Here is a 16,096-nt window from a genome sequence, read left to right on the forward strand (position 1 = left end):
TCTATACAATAAAAATAATATCATGGAGAAAAATATTTTTCAGTTAGATAATGAGCAGCTCAAAGAGATTGCTCGCTTGTAGAGGGGGACGCCTGCAACTTCGGCGAGACAGAAGTACTATTGCCCCTTTCACCGCCTTAAAATCAAGAGTTGTTATAGTATTGGCAGCCCATACATGATCATTGTTTGGTTCATCTATACCCTGCTTTATGCAAGTAGATTATAGACTTTTAATTACCAACCAGTCTCATCCCATCCGGCAGCAGAATACCATTGTAATGTTCGATAAAAATTATTCATTTTTGAGTTTAAGCTTCCACGAGGTATATAAGTGGACAGACCTTCCGCCTTTTCCATGGAAAACATAGTATAAGTAATTCCCGAATAATTTTTCGGTGTAGTTTTCCTATAAATTACAGCCTCATCAAAAGCTTGACGCCATGATTGATAATCAGTATTATCTTTTCCTCCCGTTAAATTTTGAATCAGATTATCAAAATCATAATTTGCTTTATCACTGCTAAAATCATAAAGCTGTATATCATTACATTGTACTCCTTCCGCATCTTTAATATATTTAGGAATAATAGTTTTAACAACCATAGCTAAGTTATCCAAAGCAGCACTATTAATTACAGATGTTGCAACTCCTCCCGTCCAATTTGTATTAACCGATGGTGCCTTGCCAGTATAAAACTTTTCATAATAATTGAAATAAGCACTAGCTATATTTATAGCCAAATTATTCTCTGTAAACATCTCCGGCACAACTACACTATAAGGGGCCCCAGGACCAGGAATTTCAGTTGGTGAACCAATAAAATATTCAGCACAATCACGTAGTTCATAAGCTACCTCCACAGCCTGCATCGAACATGAATCAAACAGAATAAATTTCAAAGGTCTAGGAAAAGAAGATAACAATACATCATGAAAATCCGGAATATTCATTTGAGTTCTACGATAGTATCCGATTGAACGAGAATTCGCATCATTGGTAGCCGGCACCCATGAAGAACTATGAGATAAAAACACAAAGCCATAGCTATCCGCCGGGAAATAACTTACCGTTTGAGAAATAACAGACGACATAACCTCTTTTGCCAAAGGATTCTGTTCCGAATAGGTAAAAAGAGTGTCTGCTACCACTTTTCCGTTCTGTTTTTTTAATGAAACAAGACGAGGAACATCATTAACCATTTCACTATAAACAACTAAATTACATTTTGAATAATCTACCTCTTTCATACCCTCTTTCATATCTTCAAAATTGATCTTAAAGAGATCAGATAATTCACTAACGCCATTATCACCTACAATATATACCAATACAGTACGTCCAACTTGTTCACGTGGTTGAGGTATAATAGGACCTTCTTCATCATCGTGACAAGCTGCCGCCAATATTGCAACACAGAACAAAAGTGATAATATTTTAATCTTTTTCATAATATTCCTCATTAATAACAGGGACAAAGATAAAAAAATAAGAGATGCAAGCCTGCATCTCTTATTATATTAACAATTTAACTATTGCTTATTACTCTTCCGGTTTCGTAAAGCGAAATTTATCCGAATCAATCCGCGATACTATCATTCTATTATTCTTCTTGTATTTATTCAGAATCTTCGTTGCTTCTTTTTCCAACTTTTTTCTGTTTTCCGAGAAGTAAATCATACATGTACTATTCTGCTGCAATTGGTTATCCTCCAGATAATTCTTCAACTGATAACTATATAATTCACGATGAGCCAAGAACCCTTCCTTGCTAACCTTCGCACTATCTAATATCTGAATGTCCGTGAAATAGACTACTGTATCCGTAAATGAAGCAGATATTCCAAAAGCATAAACCGGTTTAGAATGGTCTTTTTTCAGAGAAAAAGCGGAGCACATGGTAAACACAAGTGCAATTGCAAATAGTATTTTTACGTATTTCATATCATATAATTTTTAACTTCGCAAAGGTAACAAAAAAGAAGAGATTACCTCGATTTATCACAAATAAATAGCATTTCTTAATCATAGACCCATAACAATACAGGTTTCTTTTCTGCCTTGAGCAACCCGTCAACCTTCCTCATCACCTCATCGGAAATCACAGGACACCCTTGACTGATTCCTAACGGAAGATGCAAAGGATACACCTCCGTTTCCGGCATCGGAGTATAAGAATGCAACACGATATACCGTTTGAAAGCATTGTTATTCGTCGCTTCCAATCCGTGCAATTTATAATGAACATTAATCCCCCACTTACTATACGATCGTATCCCTATCTTATATTTTCCTAAAGAAGAGCAATAACTACCTTCCACATTACTGAATACAGGCTTGGATAGCGTACTATTTTTTCCGTATCCATGCGCACAGAGACTTGCATATTTTATAGAATCTCCCTTGAAATCCCATACAAAAAAACGCTTTTTACCGGAATGAATACTGAAATCTACCAGAAAGCAATAATTTGTGTTATACCCGTTCTTATCACAATAAGCCTTTCCCGCCTGCGCTTTCTCCCGCAAACGTTGCTCTATTTTAGCTGGTGTCGTATCAGAAGATAATGTCGCATATCTTGCGTACGCCATCACCCCTGCTCCCAAAGCAATCAGAACAAATGATATTAAAACAGATTTCTTCATAAAATTCACATAGTATAAGATTAAATTATAAAATGGGGCTTATATAAAAAGTCGCATAAGTACATTCTTCTACATGAAAAGTGCGACTTATGCGACTCAAATTCTTTTTTCTTTCAGAAACTGATATTTCTCACTTATCCCAAGTAAGATTTGAGCAATTTACTACGATTACTTTGTCTAAGTCTTCTAATTGCTTTTTCTTTAATCTGACGAACGCGCTCACGTGTGAGGCCAAATTTATCGCCGATTTCTTCTAATGTCATTTCTTGTTGTCCGATACCGAAAAACATCTGAATGATTTCTTTTTCTCTATCGGTTAACGTAGAAAGAGCTCTATCAATTTCCCTCGCAAGAGACTCATTAACCAGAGAGCGGTCCGCCATTGGCGAATCATCGTTAACCAACACATCCAACAGGCTGTTATCCTCTCCTTCCACAAAAGGCGCATCCACCGAAATATGACGGCCGGATACCTTCAGCGTATCAGAGATTTTATCAACCGGAATTTCCAGTTCGTCTGCCAACTCCTCGGGAGACGGACGCCGCTCGTTTTCCTGTTCAAACTTCGAGAAGGCTTTGCTGATCTTATTCAGCGAACCTACCTGATTCAACGGGAGACGAACAATACGCGACTGCTCTGCCAATGCTTGCAGAATAGACTGGCGAATCCACCATACAGCGTAGCTAATGAACTTAAATCCACGTGTCTCATCAAATTTCTCGGCAGCCTTAATCAGTCCTAAATTGCCTTCATTAATCAAGTCAGGCAAACTCAAACCCTGGTTCTGGTACTGTTTAGCCACAGATACGACGAAACGAAGATTGGCACGCGTCAATTTTTCCAATGCTACACGGTCACCCTTACGAATGCGTTGAGCGAGTTCCACTTCTTCCTCGACAGTAATCAGGTCTTCACGTCCGATTTCCTGCAAATACTTATCAAGAGAAGCGCTCTCTCTGTTAGTGATACTTTTGGTAATCTTTAGTTGTCTCATTCTTTAAAAACAGATTTGGAGTGCAAAGTTACGACAAATAATTTGTTAACATACAAAATTAAGTAACTTTTACACTATATTTTTCAACTAATAAAACAAAAAGAGATGCCGACAAGTTGATTGTCGGCATCCTTTTTCTATTTCATTAGCTTATCCTGTGATCTTCTTACCTTATTTTATATATTACTCTTGAGTCAGATCGACAGCGAAGTATCCGCGTTTACCTGATGGGAACACACCGGTCAGGAACAATACCTGATTCGGAGACTTAACAGCTGCTTTCATCACTTCTTCCAGATCGCTGACTTTACGCATCGGCTGGTCATTAGCTTTCAGGATAATGAAGCCTTTACGTACTCCCGCATCCGACATCTTACCGGAGGAAACTCCTGTCACTTGCAGACCGTAGCCCAGATTCAATTGCTTCTTCAAGTCATCCGGCAACTCTTTGAAAGCAGCTCCCAGGATTTCCATACCTGCATCCTTCACAATCTTGGTAGTACCTTGCTCGTTCTTCAACGTTACTTCAACGGTCTTTTCCTTCTTATCGCGCATCAGTTTCACTTTCACCTTATCACCCGGACGATGTTTAGCAAGTGCTTCCTGCAAGTCAGCCATATTAGATACTTTCTTATTATCCACACCGATAATTACGTCATCCACTTTGATATCAGCTCCTGCAGCAGAACCATTCTCTACGATTTCAGAAACCCATACTCCTTCTACAACACCCAGTTCTTTAGCTTTATCTGCCAGTGTCTTACCGGATTTATCAATCGGCTGACGGTCGTCCATCAAACTGCTACCGATAGAGCCACCACGAATACCGAGCAATGCACGTTGTACTGTTCCGTATTGTTTCAGGTCGGCAATTACCTTCGTCATAATGCTGGTCGGGATAGCGAAACCGTATCCTGCATAAGCACCTGTTGGAGAAGAAAGCACTGAATTGATACCTACCAGTTCACCTTTGGCATTTACCAGCGCGCCACCACTATTCCCCTGATTGATAGCAGCATCCGTTTGGATGAATGATTCTATACCACCATTATATACACCCAGAGAACGGGCTTTCGCACTTACGATACCGGCAGTTACAGTAGAGTTCAGATTGAACGGATTACCTACCGCCAATACCCACTCTCCTACTTTCAACGCTTCGGAGTCTCCTACCGGAATAGTCGGGAAATCATCCCCCTCAATTTTCACCAGCGCAAGGTCGGTGCTGGGGTCGGTACCAATCACGCGTCCTTTAAACTCACGGTTATCATTCAGTTTCACACTGATTTCATCCGCCCCTTCAATCACGTGATTATTCGTTACGATATATCCATCCTTCGAGATGATCACTCCCGAACCAAATCCTACACGAGGTTGAGACTGTACCTGACGTTGCTGTCCGCGTCCATCACCAAAAAAGAAATCAAAAATGTCCGGCGCTTGCTGAACTGTTCTTGTTTTAGCTTCTTGAGTAGACCTTATATGTACGACAGCATGAAGCGAATTCTCCGCAGCCTGAGTCAAGTCAACAGGCTGAGCGTTCACAGCGTCAAAAGCAGCCAATTTGACATTGGGATTCTGCTTGAACATCTCATTAAAAGATGTCTCTTTGGCAGCTTCGTTAGATTGCAACAATTTGTAAGTTGTCAATCCTGCAACTCCTGAGCTAAGAAGAATGATTGCTCCTACTCCCAGAATGTTCTTTGTTGTCTGTTTCATGATTTATAATTCTTTAAATTGTTAATATTCGACATTGTTTTAACTTTTACGACGTTAAAATAATAACAAATATCGTTCACTTATCCTACTTGTCACTCTTTTTTGTCCACTTTTAACAGAGAATATTTGGAGCTTAACAGCGGTTAACGACAACACCTGACAAATTTACATTCGTTGTATGTCAGATGGCTTTAACACTCTGACATTCATTCAGTAAAGTCAGATTTTCATGACACCGATTCCGGGCAAATCATTTAGGGTGATCTTTCCTTTCACCACTTCAACCCCTTTAAAGCGATCATTAGAAATAAGCAAGTTGCCATCCAAGTCGGCAAAATCAACTAACGGTGAGAACTGTGAAGCTGCTGAAATAGCACACGAGGTCTCTGTCATACAACCCACCATCACACGCATACCGAGCGCATGCGCCAATGTCACCATCTTCCATGCTTCACGCATACCGGTACACTTCATCAACTTAATATTAATTCCCGTGAAAGCGTCTTTCAAGGCAGCTACATCTCCCAAACGCTGCAACGATTCATCTGCGAATATCGGCAATGGACTTTGTTGCGTTATCCAGGCAATGTCGTCGAGCTTCTCCTTCGGCATAGGCTGTTCTATCATCACAATGCCTTTTTCTTTCAGCCAATGAATCATATCAAGCGCGTATTGACGGTCTGTCCAGCCTTGGTTGGCATCTATCGCTATCGGCAGATTCGTTACCGAGCGAATGGTTTCAATCATCTCTTTATCATTGTCCCTTCCCAGCTTTACCTTTAATATATTAAACTGATCGGCACACTCTTTTGTTTTCTCCCGTACTACATCCGGTGTATCAATACCTATCGTAAAGGTGGTAGAAGGCGCCTTTTCTTTGTTCAATCCCCATATTTTATACCAGGGAGCGCCCAACAGTTTCCCTACCAAATCATGAAGAGCAATATCTACCGCAGCTTTCGCCGCCGTGTCTTTTGGTGAGAGACTGTCAACGTATGACAAAATGTCATCTAGCTGAAAAGGATCACTAAACTGTTCCAGATTCACTTTCCCCAGAAAACTCATTACCGATTCTACCGTCTCTCCCAAATAAGGAGGCATAGAAGCCTCTCCGTACCCCGTTATCCCTTCATATTCTATTTCCACTTGTACATCAGGAGTCGTCGTACGTGAATATGTGGCAACCGTAAATACATGCTTCAACTTCAATTCATAAGGGAAAAAGGTCATTTTCATCTTTCCTCCCAAACCGAGCTTATTTATATAAACGTTAGAAGGTGATGATTCTCCGGCTAATGTCTGACGGACAACCAGCCCTGAACCTAAAGCAGCCAAAGTCGCTGTTTTCAAAAAATCTCTTCTGTTCTGCATTCTTTAATAGATGAGTAGGTGAAATCACTTATAATAAGGATTATTGTCCGTAGTATTCATCCCTTTCTCCTTATTTATATAAGGTAGGAAACGAACGGCAAAAAGTAGACGTTTCGTGTTGAACTCGTCATAATTCTTATCCGCAGGGTTCATACTGCTAATGTGTACATCGCCCAAAGCGTGGATAAACTGCTTATTACCAAGGTAAATACCAACGTGAGAGATTCCTTCTTTATGCTCCGCAGTCGCTTTACGGCCAAAAAACACTAAATCCCCCCGTTGTACATTGGCAAAATCAGGAGCAATCTCAATATGTTCGCCCACATAAGCCTGTTGAGACGCATCTCTCGGAATAATAATATCATGCATAAAAAGCACGGTACGTACCAAGCCGCTACAATCTACTCCTTTGGAAGAGGTTCCTGCCCACAGATAAGGAACCCCCATCATCGAATAAGCAGTCTCAATGATACTTTCAACATCTTGTTTCAATGAAGCTCGCCATTTTGTTTCCGGTTGAGAAATCAATTTAGAAATGTATGCTTTCCGACCGTCGGGATAAGATACTTTGTAAAAATGCCCTTTGCTTCCCTCCCACTTCAAACGATTGCCTGCAACCACGTCGGACACAGGTTGAGAGCTTTCATCCGGTTTTTCATACGCAAATCCATAGTGCGAAGTAACCACTATCTTTTCCGCCCGGTTCCACTCATCATAACGTTCCTTCGACATAGGGGTAATCACCATCCGGTGTACCCATCCGGTATAATCATCCGGCGTTTGTATCTCGTACCAACCGGTATATTGAAGTACTTTGACCGGCATCCCTAACAATGCCTGTGTACTCATGCCGGAAGTAAATTTGCCTTCTTCACGCAAATTGCAAACAGAGATATGGACTACCCCATAAGCTGAATCGGCAGGCATGGGACGTATTTCCTGTGCTTTCAGGCTGACTGCCGCAATCACCAGAAAACAATAGAAAAGGAGGATATTCTTCTTCATTAAAAATCATTTTAATAATAGCAAAGGTAGAAATTATTTCTATTTGTGGTACTTTCTTTGGCTAAAACAAAATAAATGACGTATTTTTGCAGTCTAAAGCAGTTGGCCGGTCTGTCGCGTGCACGTTTCGTGCAGGAGGAAAGTCCGGGCAACATAGAGCATCCTACTTCCTAACAGAAAGCTGTCCGTGAGGGTAGAGTAACGTAGAAGAAAATAACCGCCGCTCCTTTCGGGGAGAGGTAAGGGTGAGAAGGTGGGGTAAGAGCCCACCAGCCGCATGGTGACATGTCGGGCTGTACGTCTTAGGAGTTGTAAGGTCATGTAAACCGGCGTTATGAGAGTTGCTCGCTCCATGTCGGAGGGTAGACCGCTAAAGTGTCGTGGTGACACGCCACTCAGATAAATGACAGGCACCTTGTTTTATATAAGGTACAGAACTCGGCTTATAGGCTGACTGCTTTTTCTTTTAATTACCCATTTAATTACAAACGCCTAATGAATGATTATCGACTATTCGAGAAGGTCTGTTGTAATCAGCAATTAGCAGCTTGCAATTAGTAATTAGCGAAGAACTATGAAGAAGAAAATCACCGATATATGGAAGTTTCTTACGTATGACATCTGGCGCATTACGGAAGATGAAGTGACCCGGACCAAGTTCTCACTCTACAATATTATAAAGACCATCTACCTTTGTATCAATCGGTTTACCAAAGACCGAATGGCCAATAAAGCTTCCGCGCTGACGTATAGCACATTGCTTGCCATTGTACCGATACTTGCCATTCTGTTTGCCGTGGCACGCGGTTTTGGATTCGACAATTTGATGGAACATCAGTTCCGCAATGGTTTCGGAGGAAATATAGAAACCACAGAGGCCATTCTCTCATTTGTCAACTCCTATCTTTCACAAACCAAAGGAGGTATTTTCATTGGAGTTGGTTTGGTAATGCTGTTATGGACAGTTATCAATCTGGTCAGCAATATTGAAATCACCTTCAACCGTATTTGGGAAGTGAAAAAAGCACGGTCCATGTATCGCAAGATTACGGATTACTTCTCTATGTTCTTATTGATGCCGATTCTGATCGTAGTATCCGGAGGACTTTCCCTGTTTATGAGTACCATTCTCAAACAGATGGATGATTTCGTCCTGCTTGCTCCTGTTATGAAGTTCATGATACGGCTTATCCCTTTCGTCCTGACATGGCTGATGTTCACAGGGCTGTATATCTTCATGCCGAATACGAAAGTAAAATTCAAACACGCGCTCATTGCAGGTGTTCTGGCGGGGTCTGCTTATCAGGCTTTTCAGTTCCTGTATATCAACAGCCAGTTGTGGGTATCAAAGTACAACGCCATTTACGGTAGTTTTGCCGCACTTCCTTTATTTCTGCTTTGGTTGCAAATATCCTGGACAATCTGTTTGTTCGGAGCCGAATTGACGTATGCCGGGCAGAACATCCGCAGTTTTAGTTTTGACCAGGACACCCGAAATATCAGCAGACGATACCGGGACTTTATATCCATCCTGATTATGTCACTCATAGCCAAACGATTCGAGAAGAACGAGCCACCCTATACGGCTGCAAAAATCTCGGAAGAACATCAGATCCCTATCCGGCTAACCAACCAGGTACTTTATCAGTTGCAGGAAATAGAATTGATTCACGAGGTAGTCACCGACGAAAAAAGCGAAGAAATCGGCTACCAGCCGTCAATGGACATCAATCAATTGAATGTAGCTATCTTACTGGATCGTTTGGATACATACGGTTCCGAGAATTTCAAAATTGACAAAGACGAAGAATTCAACGATGAATGGAAAGTGCTGACCGAGTCCAGAGAGGAATACTATAAAAAAGCAAGTAAAGTATTACTGAAGGATTTATAAGGAAAAGAAGTAAATACTGCACTATTCATGCCGCTTTTCCGGCGGCATCAACAACAAGCTAACTATCAACACCTTAGTAAAGCCATTTATTGGTTTTAAAGAAACAGGTCGTTCCTTTAAAAGGAAAGCATCGTTGGTTTAAAAGGAACGTACTCTTCCTTTAAAACCAACGATGCTTTCTGTTATATGCTTATCCTAAAGGCCTAAGAATATAATTATTTTTCAATCAATAACGATTGTATGAAACCACTTTTTCTTTCGGCTTCCTCATCTTTTTACGTTTTTCTTTTGCCGGATAGCCAATGACAATATCCAGCAATAAACGTTTCGAGGCAGGAATACCGGCAAGCTGTTTCATCTCTTTTTCATCGAACCAACCCAAAATACAAGAGCCCAAACCTTCAGCTTCAGCCGCCAATGAAATATGGGCAGCAGTTATTCCAATGTCGATCAACGGGAAATGCTTGCCTTTTACCTTTCCACCAAGCAGAGAGGTAATATTAGCTGATTCTTCTACAACCAAAATATGCACGGGAGCATCTTTGGCAAACTTATTCATTCCCAAACCAGCAGCAGCTTTCCCCGCTTTTTGAGCCAGTTCTGTGTCCGTGATGACTACGAACTTCCAAGGTTGTGCATTGCAGGCCGAAGGCGCCAAACGAGCAGCTTCAAGTATCCGTTCCAACTTTTCCGGCTCCACCGGACGTTCCTTATCATACGAACGGTCACTTTGACGAGCCTGCACCAATTGAAGAAAATCAGTATATGCCATTTCCAATCCTCCGGTCACTTATTTATATTTCCTTATTTATACTGAATCATCCGGCTGATATACTTACCGATAATATCGAATTCGATATTTACCACACTGCCAATCTCAAACGTATGGAAGTTCGTATGCTCGTATGTATAAGGAATGATAGCTACCTGAAAAGTATCATCCGTCGGATTACATACCGTCAGGCTAACACCGTTCACAGTCACCGAACCTTTATCCACAGTGATATATCCACGTTTCGCCATCTCCTTGTCAAACGCATATCGGAATGTAAAATACCAGCTGCCTTCCGCGTCCTTAATATCGATACAAGTGGCGGTTTGGTCTACATGTCCCTGAACGATATGTCCGTCCAGCCGGCCATTCATCATCATACTACGTTCAACATTCACCTTATCCCCCACTTTCAGCAGACCTAGATTAGAACGTTCCAATGTTTCTTTCATGGCAGTCACCGTATACGTATCATCCGTCAGAGTCACCACTGTCAGGCATACGCCATTGTGAGAAATACTCTGGTCGATTTTCAACTCATTCACAAACGAACACTTAAATGTAAAGTGTATATTCTCCTGGTCTTTCACCAGCGCTACCAAAGTAGCATATTCTTCTACGATTCCAGAAAACATAATTCTATTTACGATTTTACGATTTACAAATTACGATTGAAAATACTCTTTTAATGCAAGGGTCAAAGATACGAATTAGAAAGGAGCTTAAAAAATAAGAGCAAAAAAAAATGGGGCTTTTCACAAAGCTCCATTTTTCAGTTTTCAATAGGTATTAGTTTTTTTTTAAGGTAAAAAGATTGTTTTCAGGATAACGGTGCAAATATAGGCGGTTTTACCGATACTATCCAAATTATAAAACATGTCATATAACATCTTTTTGAAAATTCTTTGGATTTATTATCATTTGAAGCAAAATCTCCTGTAACTTGTCCGTTACAGGAGACAAATATAAGATAATTTTTTAAGGAGCCCTAATTTCTGTTTAAAAATCCGCAAAAAAATCACCTTTCCGGATAGTTTTCGTCCGTTTTGCCACGATGTTTTAACACTTTGGCGTCAATGAAGAAAACAATCTCTTCGGCAATGTTAGTAATATGATCTCCCGAACGTTCCAGTTTACGGAACACACTGACCAAATCTACGCAGGTATGTACAGCTTCCGGATGTTCGATAATATAGTCAGAAAGAATACCTGTCGCATCCGCATTAATTTCATCCAGCAAATTATCCTTGGCAAACACTCCCGCTGCCAGGTCATTACTCTCTTCATTCAAGGCACGCTTCGCCAGTTCCAGCATCGACAACACTTCTGCCTGCATCTCTGCCAAACGAAGACGGTTCAATAACTCCGCATCCAACACCGGCTCTTTGCAACGAAGTACAAAGCGGGCAATACCTTCCGCAAAGTCGCCCAAGCGTTCCAGATTCGTATTGATCTTCAGCATAGCCAATACAAAGCGGAGGTCAATCGCCACCGGATTATATAATGCGATAATATCTTCCACATCGCTATCTATCTTCAATTCAAAAGCATTCACCCGACGCTCGCGAACCATCACTTGTTGAGCCAACTCCTTGTCGAGGGTCAACACAGCCTCTCCGGCACGGTCAAGCTGGTTGTACACCAAGGTCCACATTTCATCAATTTCCTTCTTCAATAAGATAAGTTCCGATTCTATAAACTTTACCATAGTCTATTATATATAAATGATTAATATTCTTCCAATTAGATTTCAGAGATAAATTTTAGGCACGGATTATACGGATTCCATGTTTTTTAGAAATATGCTTGTATAAAGCAACAGCGTAATCCGTGCCAAATTCATTACCCGAAACGTCCCGTTATGTAATTCTGGGTAGCCTCTTTTTCCGGATTGGTGAATATCTTTTTCGTTTGATCGAATTCCACCATTTCTCCCAGATAGAAAAACGCCGTCTTATCACTGACACGGGCTGCCTGCTGCATATTATGCGTAACGATTACAATCGTATAATCCTTCTTCAATTCATGGATCAACTCCTCCACCTTAGCCGTAGAAATAGGATCGAGTGCAGACGCAGGCTCATCCATCAGCAATACCGAAGGCGAGACAGCCATCGCACGGGCGATACAAAGCCGCTGTTGCTGTCCGCCGGACAGCGCATAGGCCGACTCCTTCAGCTTATCTTTCACCTCATCCCAAAGAGCCGCTCCTTTCAACGTTTCCTCCACACGATGACGGATGAAAGCATTGTCTTTTATTCCATTGACACGAAGTCCGTAAGCCACATTCTCGAATATGCTTTTCGGAAAAGGATTCGGACGCTGGAACACCATTCCTACATTCTTGCGGAGTTCGTCCACTTCCACCCCTTTTGCATATATATTATGTCCGTCGATACGGATTTCTCCCTCCAGACGAGTAGCTGGAATCAAATCATTCATCCGGTTGAAAAGCCGGAGAAAAGTGGACTTACCGCAACCGGACGGTCCGATAAAAGCGACAACCGACTTTTCCTCAATCTGCATACTGATGCCCTTCAATGCATGAAAATCTCCATACCAGAAGTTCACATCACGCGCATCTATTTTCACTGTATCCATATACTAATCTAGTTTGTTTTTACTCTTTTCTCAAAATACTTTCTCAATGCATTGGCCAGCAGATTCACGAACAGGATAATCATAATCAATACCAATGCCGTACCATAAGCCAGCGGCAATTGTGCCTCCATGTCCGTTCCACTCGTAGAAATCACATACAAATGGTAAGGCAATGCCATACACTGATCGAAAATGCCTGTCGGCAGTTGCGGCAGGAAGTATGCGGCACAAGTAAACAGAATCGGTGCCGTCTCTCCCGAAACACGTCCCAAGGCAAGAATCAAGCCTGTGATAATGTTCGGCATCCCCATCGGCAGAATGACGTGCCAGATCGTCTGCAACTTTGTTGCCCCCAAGGCCCGGCTGCCTTCACGCATACTGTCAGGAATTGCTTTCAAAGCTTCCTCCGTTGTCCGAATGACCAAAGGCACGCAAAGCAAACCTAACGTCAAAGAACCGGCCAGAATACTATCACCAAATCCCATATAATTGACAAACAACGCCATACCGAACAATCCGAATACAATGGAAGGAATACCACTCAAGTTATTGGTCATCACCCGGATAAAGCGTACCAACTTACCCTTCGGCGCATACTCATTCATATAAATCCCACTCATCACCCCTATCGGAAAGGCGAACAGCGCACTCCCCACCATCAGATAGAAAGTACCGACAATAGCCGGCCATATACCGCCACCTGTCATTCCGTCCGTAGGAGTCGAAGTGATAAAATCCCAACTGATAGCGCCGATTCCTTTATAGACGATAAATCCCAGAATCGCAAACAATATCAGTACAATACAAAGACTCAACAGCCGGAAAATCCCGAAAGCAAGTTTCTGCGAATGGTGCTTAGCTTTATTATTACTCCGTATTTCCATCTTATTTGCTACGTTTTAATCCTTTAGAAGAAATATATTCCACACTAAAGTTGATAATCAATGTTATGAAGAACAGTACGACACCCAACAGGAACAACGCCTGATAATGCGGACCACCTGCAGGAGCTTCTCCCAATTCGGCCGCAATCGTAGCCGGAATGGTACGCAAAGGTTCAAGGATTGTTGTCGGAATCACAGCCGCATTACCCGTCACCATCAATACCGCCATCGTCTCCCCGATAGCACGTCCGATACCGAGTACCACACCGGATGTAATACCCGAAATAGAATAAGGAATCACTACCTTATATATTGTCTGCCACTGCGAAGCACCCAATGCCAGACTCGCCTCACGCATCGCACGCGGACAGTTGCGCATCGCGTCTTCCGTCACCGTTATGATAGTAGGCAATGCCATAATGGCCAGTACGATACTTCCCGCCAAGCCACTTTCTCCTACCGGGAGATCAAACAAATTCTGAATCAACGGAACAATGACAATCAGTCCGAAAAAGCCATAAACAACGGAAGGAATACCGCTCAACAGTTCGATAATCGGTTTCAGCCAGTTCCGCACTTTCGGGTTAGCCACTTCAGACATATAGATAGAAACCGAAAGCCCGAACGGCAAAGCAAAAAGAATGGCAAACAGGCTCACCCACAACGTACCGGTAATCAACGGCAGAAAGCCGAATTGAGCAGCCGGAGTGGCCGTAGGAAACCATTCGGCACCCGCAAATACATCCTTTACGGAAATAGTGTTATCCTTTATGAAATGTACCGCGTCCGGATGAACAATAAATTTCTGCGGAACAAAAGCTACGATGCCGGGTGTTTTCTCCACCAGCTCCGTAATCTTATCGCCTGCATATTCATAAGCCGGTCCCAACTCCTCTTCTGTATAATACTGTGTTATATCCTCCAAACGAAAAACCCGGATAGGGAGATTTTCCCCACCGAGTTCCTTCCAATTTGTGATCTCTTCGTCAAAAACATTTTTTATCTGTGCGGGGCTCAACACGCTAACCTTGTTGCCCTTATTCAACGCCAACACATATCCCTCTTCAATCACTTTGCTCTTGAACAGCCCGAAAGCTTCAGTGAAAAGGAAGAGTACAATCAGCAGAATAGTAATACTTGTCACAAAGCCGCTACAAGTCAACATTCCTTCTATAATCTTTTCAAATACCTTTTTCATATACCTACTATGATTTCTGATGCAAAGAAAGCGTCTCTTTATTAAGGAGGTGTGACTAACGTTTGAAGGAAATGTTTCAATCATGTTACGTTTGTGTTACAAGTGTCATTTCCACTCCGGATGAAACGGAAATGTAATATCCGATTGCTTAATTTGCAACGTTAATAAAAAGAAGAAATATGAAAGTGAGAAGAAACTTATTAATCGCCCTTTCCTTACTCTCGCTCGGTGCCAACGCACAACGTATTAAAGGTAGCGATACGGTACTGCCTGTCGCGCAACAGACAGCAGAGCGGTTTATGAACCAGCATCCGGAGGCCCGTGTCACTGTAACCGGTGGCGGAACCGGTGTAGGCATCTCCGCTTTAATGGATCATACAACGGACATCGCAATGGCTTCCCGCCCGATCAAGTTCAGCGAAAAGATGAAAATAAAAGGGGCCGGAGAAGAAGTAGACGAAGTGATTGTTGCCTACGATGCTCTTGCCGTGGTGGTACATCCCTCCAATCCGGTGAAGCAGCTGACCCGCCAACAACTGGAAGATATTTTCCGGGGAAAGATAAGCAATTGGAAACAGGTAGGTGGAGATGATCGCAAAATAGTGGTTTACTCGCGCGAAACATCGTCCGGTACTTACGAATTTTTCAAAGAGAGCGTACTGAAAAATAAAAACTACATGGCAAGCAGCCTTTCCATGCCGGCAACAGGTGCCATCATCCAGTCTGTCAGCCAGACCAAAGGAGCCATCGGATATGTCGGACTGGCATACGTATCTCCCCGTGTCAAAACGCTTTCCGTATCCTACGACGGAACCCACTATGCCACGCCTACGGTAGAGAACGCCACCAACAAGACCTACCCCATCGTCCGCCCGCTTTATTACTACTACAATGTAAAAAATAAGGAACAAGTTTTACCCCTGATTCAGTTTATTCTCTCGTCCGACGGACAGGACATTATAAAAAAGAGCGGTTATATTCCGGTTAAATAAAAAAAATGTCCTACTTTTGTAG

At 42.1% G+C, this 16,096-nt stretch carries 15 protein-coding genes and 1 other RNA gene; 3 read left to right on the top strand and 13 right to left on the bottom strand.

Annotated elements, in window-relative coordinates; genetic code table 11:
* Positions 1 to 234: 234 nt before the first annotated feature.
* The 7 genes from I2I04_RS21830 to I2I04_RS21860 form a co-directional block, all read right to left on the bottom strand.
* Positions 235 to 1,449 carry a clostripain-related cysteine peptidase gene (locus I2I04_RS21830; RefSeq protein ID WP_195655862.1) on the bottom strand — a complete coding sequence of 405 codons (1,215 nt, stop codon included), beginning with the start codon at positions 1,447 to 1,449 and terminating at the stop codon, positions 235 to 237.
* A gap of 91 nt (positions 1,450 to 1,540) precedes the next feature.
* Entirely contained in the window at positions 1,541 to 1,942 is a 402-nt protein-coding gene (locus I2I04_RS21835; protein WP_143260579.1) for a hypothetical protein, read from the bottom strand.
* A gap of 77 nt (positions 1,943 to 2,019) precedes the next feature.
* Complete coding sequence (locus I2I04_RS21840) at positions 2,020 to 2,643, bottom strand: murein L,D-transpeptidase catalytic domain-containing protein (RefSeq protein ID WP_195655863.1); 624 nt, start codon at positions 2,641 to 2,643, stop codon at positions 2,020 to 2,022.
* A gap of 134 nt (positions 2,644 to 2,777) precedes the next feature.
* Positions 2,778 to 3,638: an RNA polymerase sigma factor RpoD/SigA gene (locus I2I04_RS21845; RefSeq protein WP_002561589.1), complete on the bottom strand. Its 861-nt coding sequence runs from the start codon at positions 3,636 to 3,638 to the stop codon at positions 2,778 to 2,780.
* Positions 3,639 to 3,821: 183 nt separating this feature from the next.
* On the bottom strand, positions 3,822 to 5,357 hold the full coding sequence (locus I2I04_RS21850; RefSeq protein WP_004317638.1) for a trypsin-like peptidase domain-containing protein: 1,536 nt from the start codon (positions 5,355 to 5,357) through the stop codon (positions 3,822 to 3,824).
* A 219-nt stretch (positions 5,358 to 5,576) separates the two neighbouring features.
* Positions 5,577 to 6,728 carry a dipeptide epimerase gene (locus tag I2I04_RS21855; protein ID WP_195473233.1) on the bottom strand — a complete coding sequence of 384 codons (1,152 nt, stop codon included), beginning with the start codon at positions 6,726 to 6,728 and terminating at the stop codon, positions 5,577 to 5,579.
* Between the two features lie 24 nt (positions 6,729 to 6,752).
* Positions 6,753 to 7,733: an NlpC/P60 family protein gene (locus I2I04_RS21860; RefSeq protein WP_143260582.1), complete on the bottom strand. Its 981-nt coding sequence runs from the start codon at positions 7,731 to 7,733 to the stop codon at positions 6,753 to 6,755.
* 98 nt (positions 7,734 to 7,831) lie between these two features.
* On the opposite strand from I2I04_RS21860, the gene rnpB reads away from it, so the two are divergent.
* An RNA gene (gene rnpB, locus I2I04_RS21865) (RNase P RNA component class A) lies at positions 7,832 to 8,195 on the top strand.
* Between the two features lie 112 nt (positions 8,196 to 8,307).
* The gene (locus I2I04_RS21870) at positions 8,308 to 9,627 is read left to right on the top strand and encodes a YihY/virulence factor BrkB family protein (protein WP_143260583.1); all 1,320 of its coding nucleotides are present in this window, start codon (positions 8,308 to 8,310) and stop codon (positions 9,625 to 9,627) included.
* 226 nt (positions 9,628 to 9,853) lie between these two features.
* Here I2I04_RS21870 and I2I04_RS21875 read toward each other — a convergent pair whose 3' ends face one another.
* The 6 genes from I2I04_RS21875 to pstC form a co-directional block, all read right to left on the bottom strand.
* The gene (locus tag I2I04_RS21875; protein WP_143260630.1) at positions 9,854 to 10,399 is read right to left on the bottom strand and encodes a nitroreductase family protein; all 546 of its coding nucleotides are present in this window, start codon (positions 10,397 to 10,399) and stop codon (positions 9,854 to 9,856) included.
* A gap of 32 nt (positions 10,400 to 10,431) precedes the next feature.
* Positions 10,432 to 11,034, bottom strand: a complete 603-nt coding sequence (locus tag I2I04_RS21880) for a riboflavin synthase (RefSeq protein ID WP_004303876.1) — start codon at positions 11,032 to 11,034, stop codon at positions 10,432 to 10,434.
* A 383-nt stretch (positions 11,035 to 11,417) separates the two neighbouring features.
* Entirely contained in the window at positions 11,418 to 12,107 is a 690-nt protein-coding gene (gene phoU, locus I2I04_RS21885; protein ID WP_143260584.1) for a phosphate signaling complex protein PhoU, read from the bottom strand.
* Positions 12,108 to 12,241: 134 nt separating this feature from the next.
* Entirely contained in the window at positions 12,242 to 13,000 is a 759-nt protein-coding gene (pstB, locus tag I2I04_RS21890; RefSeq protein WP_143260585.1) for a phosphate ABC transporter ATP-binding protein PstB, read from the bottom strand.
* An 8-nt stretch (positions 13,001 to 13,008) separates the two neighbouring features.
* Positions 13,009 to 13,884, bottom strand: a complete 876-nt coding sequence (gene pstA / locus I2I04_RS21895) for a phosphate ABC transporter permease PstA (protein WP_195655864.1) — start codon at positions 13,882 to 13,884, stop codon at positions 13,009 to 13,011.
* Position 13,885: 1 nt separating this feature from the next.
* Positions 13,886 to 15,082 (bottom strand): phosphate ABC transporter permease subunit PstC, encoded by a 1,197-nt coding sequence (pstC, locus tag I2I04_RS21900; protein ID WP_195655865.1) that lies wholly within the window; start codon positions 15,080 to 15,082, stop codon positions 13,886 to 13,888.
* Positions 15,083 to 15,261: 179 nt separating this feature from the next.
* Here pstC and I2I04_RS21905 point away from each other — a divergent pair, with 179 nt between their 5' ends.
* A complete protein-coding gene (locus I2I04_RS21905) occupies positions 15,262 to 16,074 on the top strand; it encodes a phosphate ABC transporter substrate-binding protein (protein ID WP_195655866.1) in 813 nt (270 codons plus the stop codon).
* Positions 16,075 to 16,096: the final 22 nt, after the last annotated feature.

The organism is Bacteroides sp. 1001136B_160425_E2 (assembly GCF_015559655.1).
Taxonomy (GTDB): Bacteria; Bacteroidota; Bacteroidia; order Bacteroidales; family Bacteroidaceae; genus Bacteroides; species Bacteroides luhongzhouii.

Excerpts from the sequence above, each read along its gene's own strand:
- I2I04_RS21830 (WP_195655862.1), bottom strand. The coding sequence starts at position 1,449 with ATGAAAAAGATTAAAATATTATCACTTTTGTTCTGTGTTGCAATATTG.
- I2I04_RS21835 (WP_143260579.1), bottom strand. The coding sequence starts at position 1,942 with ATGAAATACGTAAAAATACTATTTGCAATTGCACTTGTGTTTACCATG.
- I2I04_RS21840 (WP_195655863.1), bottom strand. The coding sequence starts at position 2,643 with ATGAAGAAATCTGTTTTAATATCATTTGTTCTGATTGCTTTGGGAGCA.
- I2I04_RS21845 (WP_002561589.1), bottom strand. The coding sequence starts at position 3,638 with ATGAGACAACTAAAGATTACCAAAAGTATCACTAACAGAGAGAGCGCT.
- I2I04_RS21850 (WP_004317638.1), bottom strand. The coding sequence starts at position 5,357 with ATGAAACAGACAACAAAGAACATTCTGGGAGTAGGAGCAATCATTCTT.
- I2I04_RS21855 (WP_195473233.1), bottom strand. The coding sequence starts at position 6,728 with ATGCAGAACAGAAGAGATTTTTTGAAAACAGCGACTTTGGCTGCTTTA.
- I2I04_RS21860 (WP_143260582.1), bottom strand. The coding sequence starts at position 7,733 with ATGAAGAAGAATATCCTCCTTTTCTATTGTTTTCTGGTGATTGCGGCA.
- I2I04_RS21870 (WP_143260583.1), top strand. The coding sequence starts at position 8,308 with ATGAAGAAGAAAATCACCGATATATGGAAGTTTCTTACGTATGACATC.
- I2I04_RS21875 (WP_143260630.1), bottom strand. The coding sequence starts at position 10,399 with ATGGCATATACTGATTTTCTTCAATTGGTGCAGGCTCGTCAAAGTGAC.
- I2I04_RS21880 (WP_004303876.1), bottom strand. The coding sequence starts at position 11,034 with ATGTTTTCTGGAATCGTAGAAGAATATGCTACTTTGGTAGCGCTGGTG.
- phoU (WP_143260584.1), bottom strand. The coding sequence starts at position 12,107 with ATGGTAAAGTTTATAGAATCGGAACTTATCTTATTGAAGAAGGAAATT.
- pstB (WP_143260585.1), bottom strand. The coding sequence starts at position 13,000 with ATGGATACAGTGAAAATAGATGCGCGTGATGTGAACTTCTGGTATGGA.
- pstA (WP_195655864.1), bottom strand. The coding sequence starts at position 13,884 with ATGGAAATACGGAGTAATAATAAAGCTAAGCACCATTCGCAGAAACTT.
- pstC (WP_195655865.1), bottom strand. The coding sequence starts at position 15,082 with ATGAAAAAGGTATTTGAAAAGATTATAGAAGGAATGTTGACTTGTAGC.
- I2I04_RS21905 (WP_195655866.1), top strand. The coding sequence starts at position 15,262 with ATGAAAGTGAGAAGAAACTTATTAATCGCCCTTTCCTTACTCTCGCTC.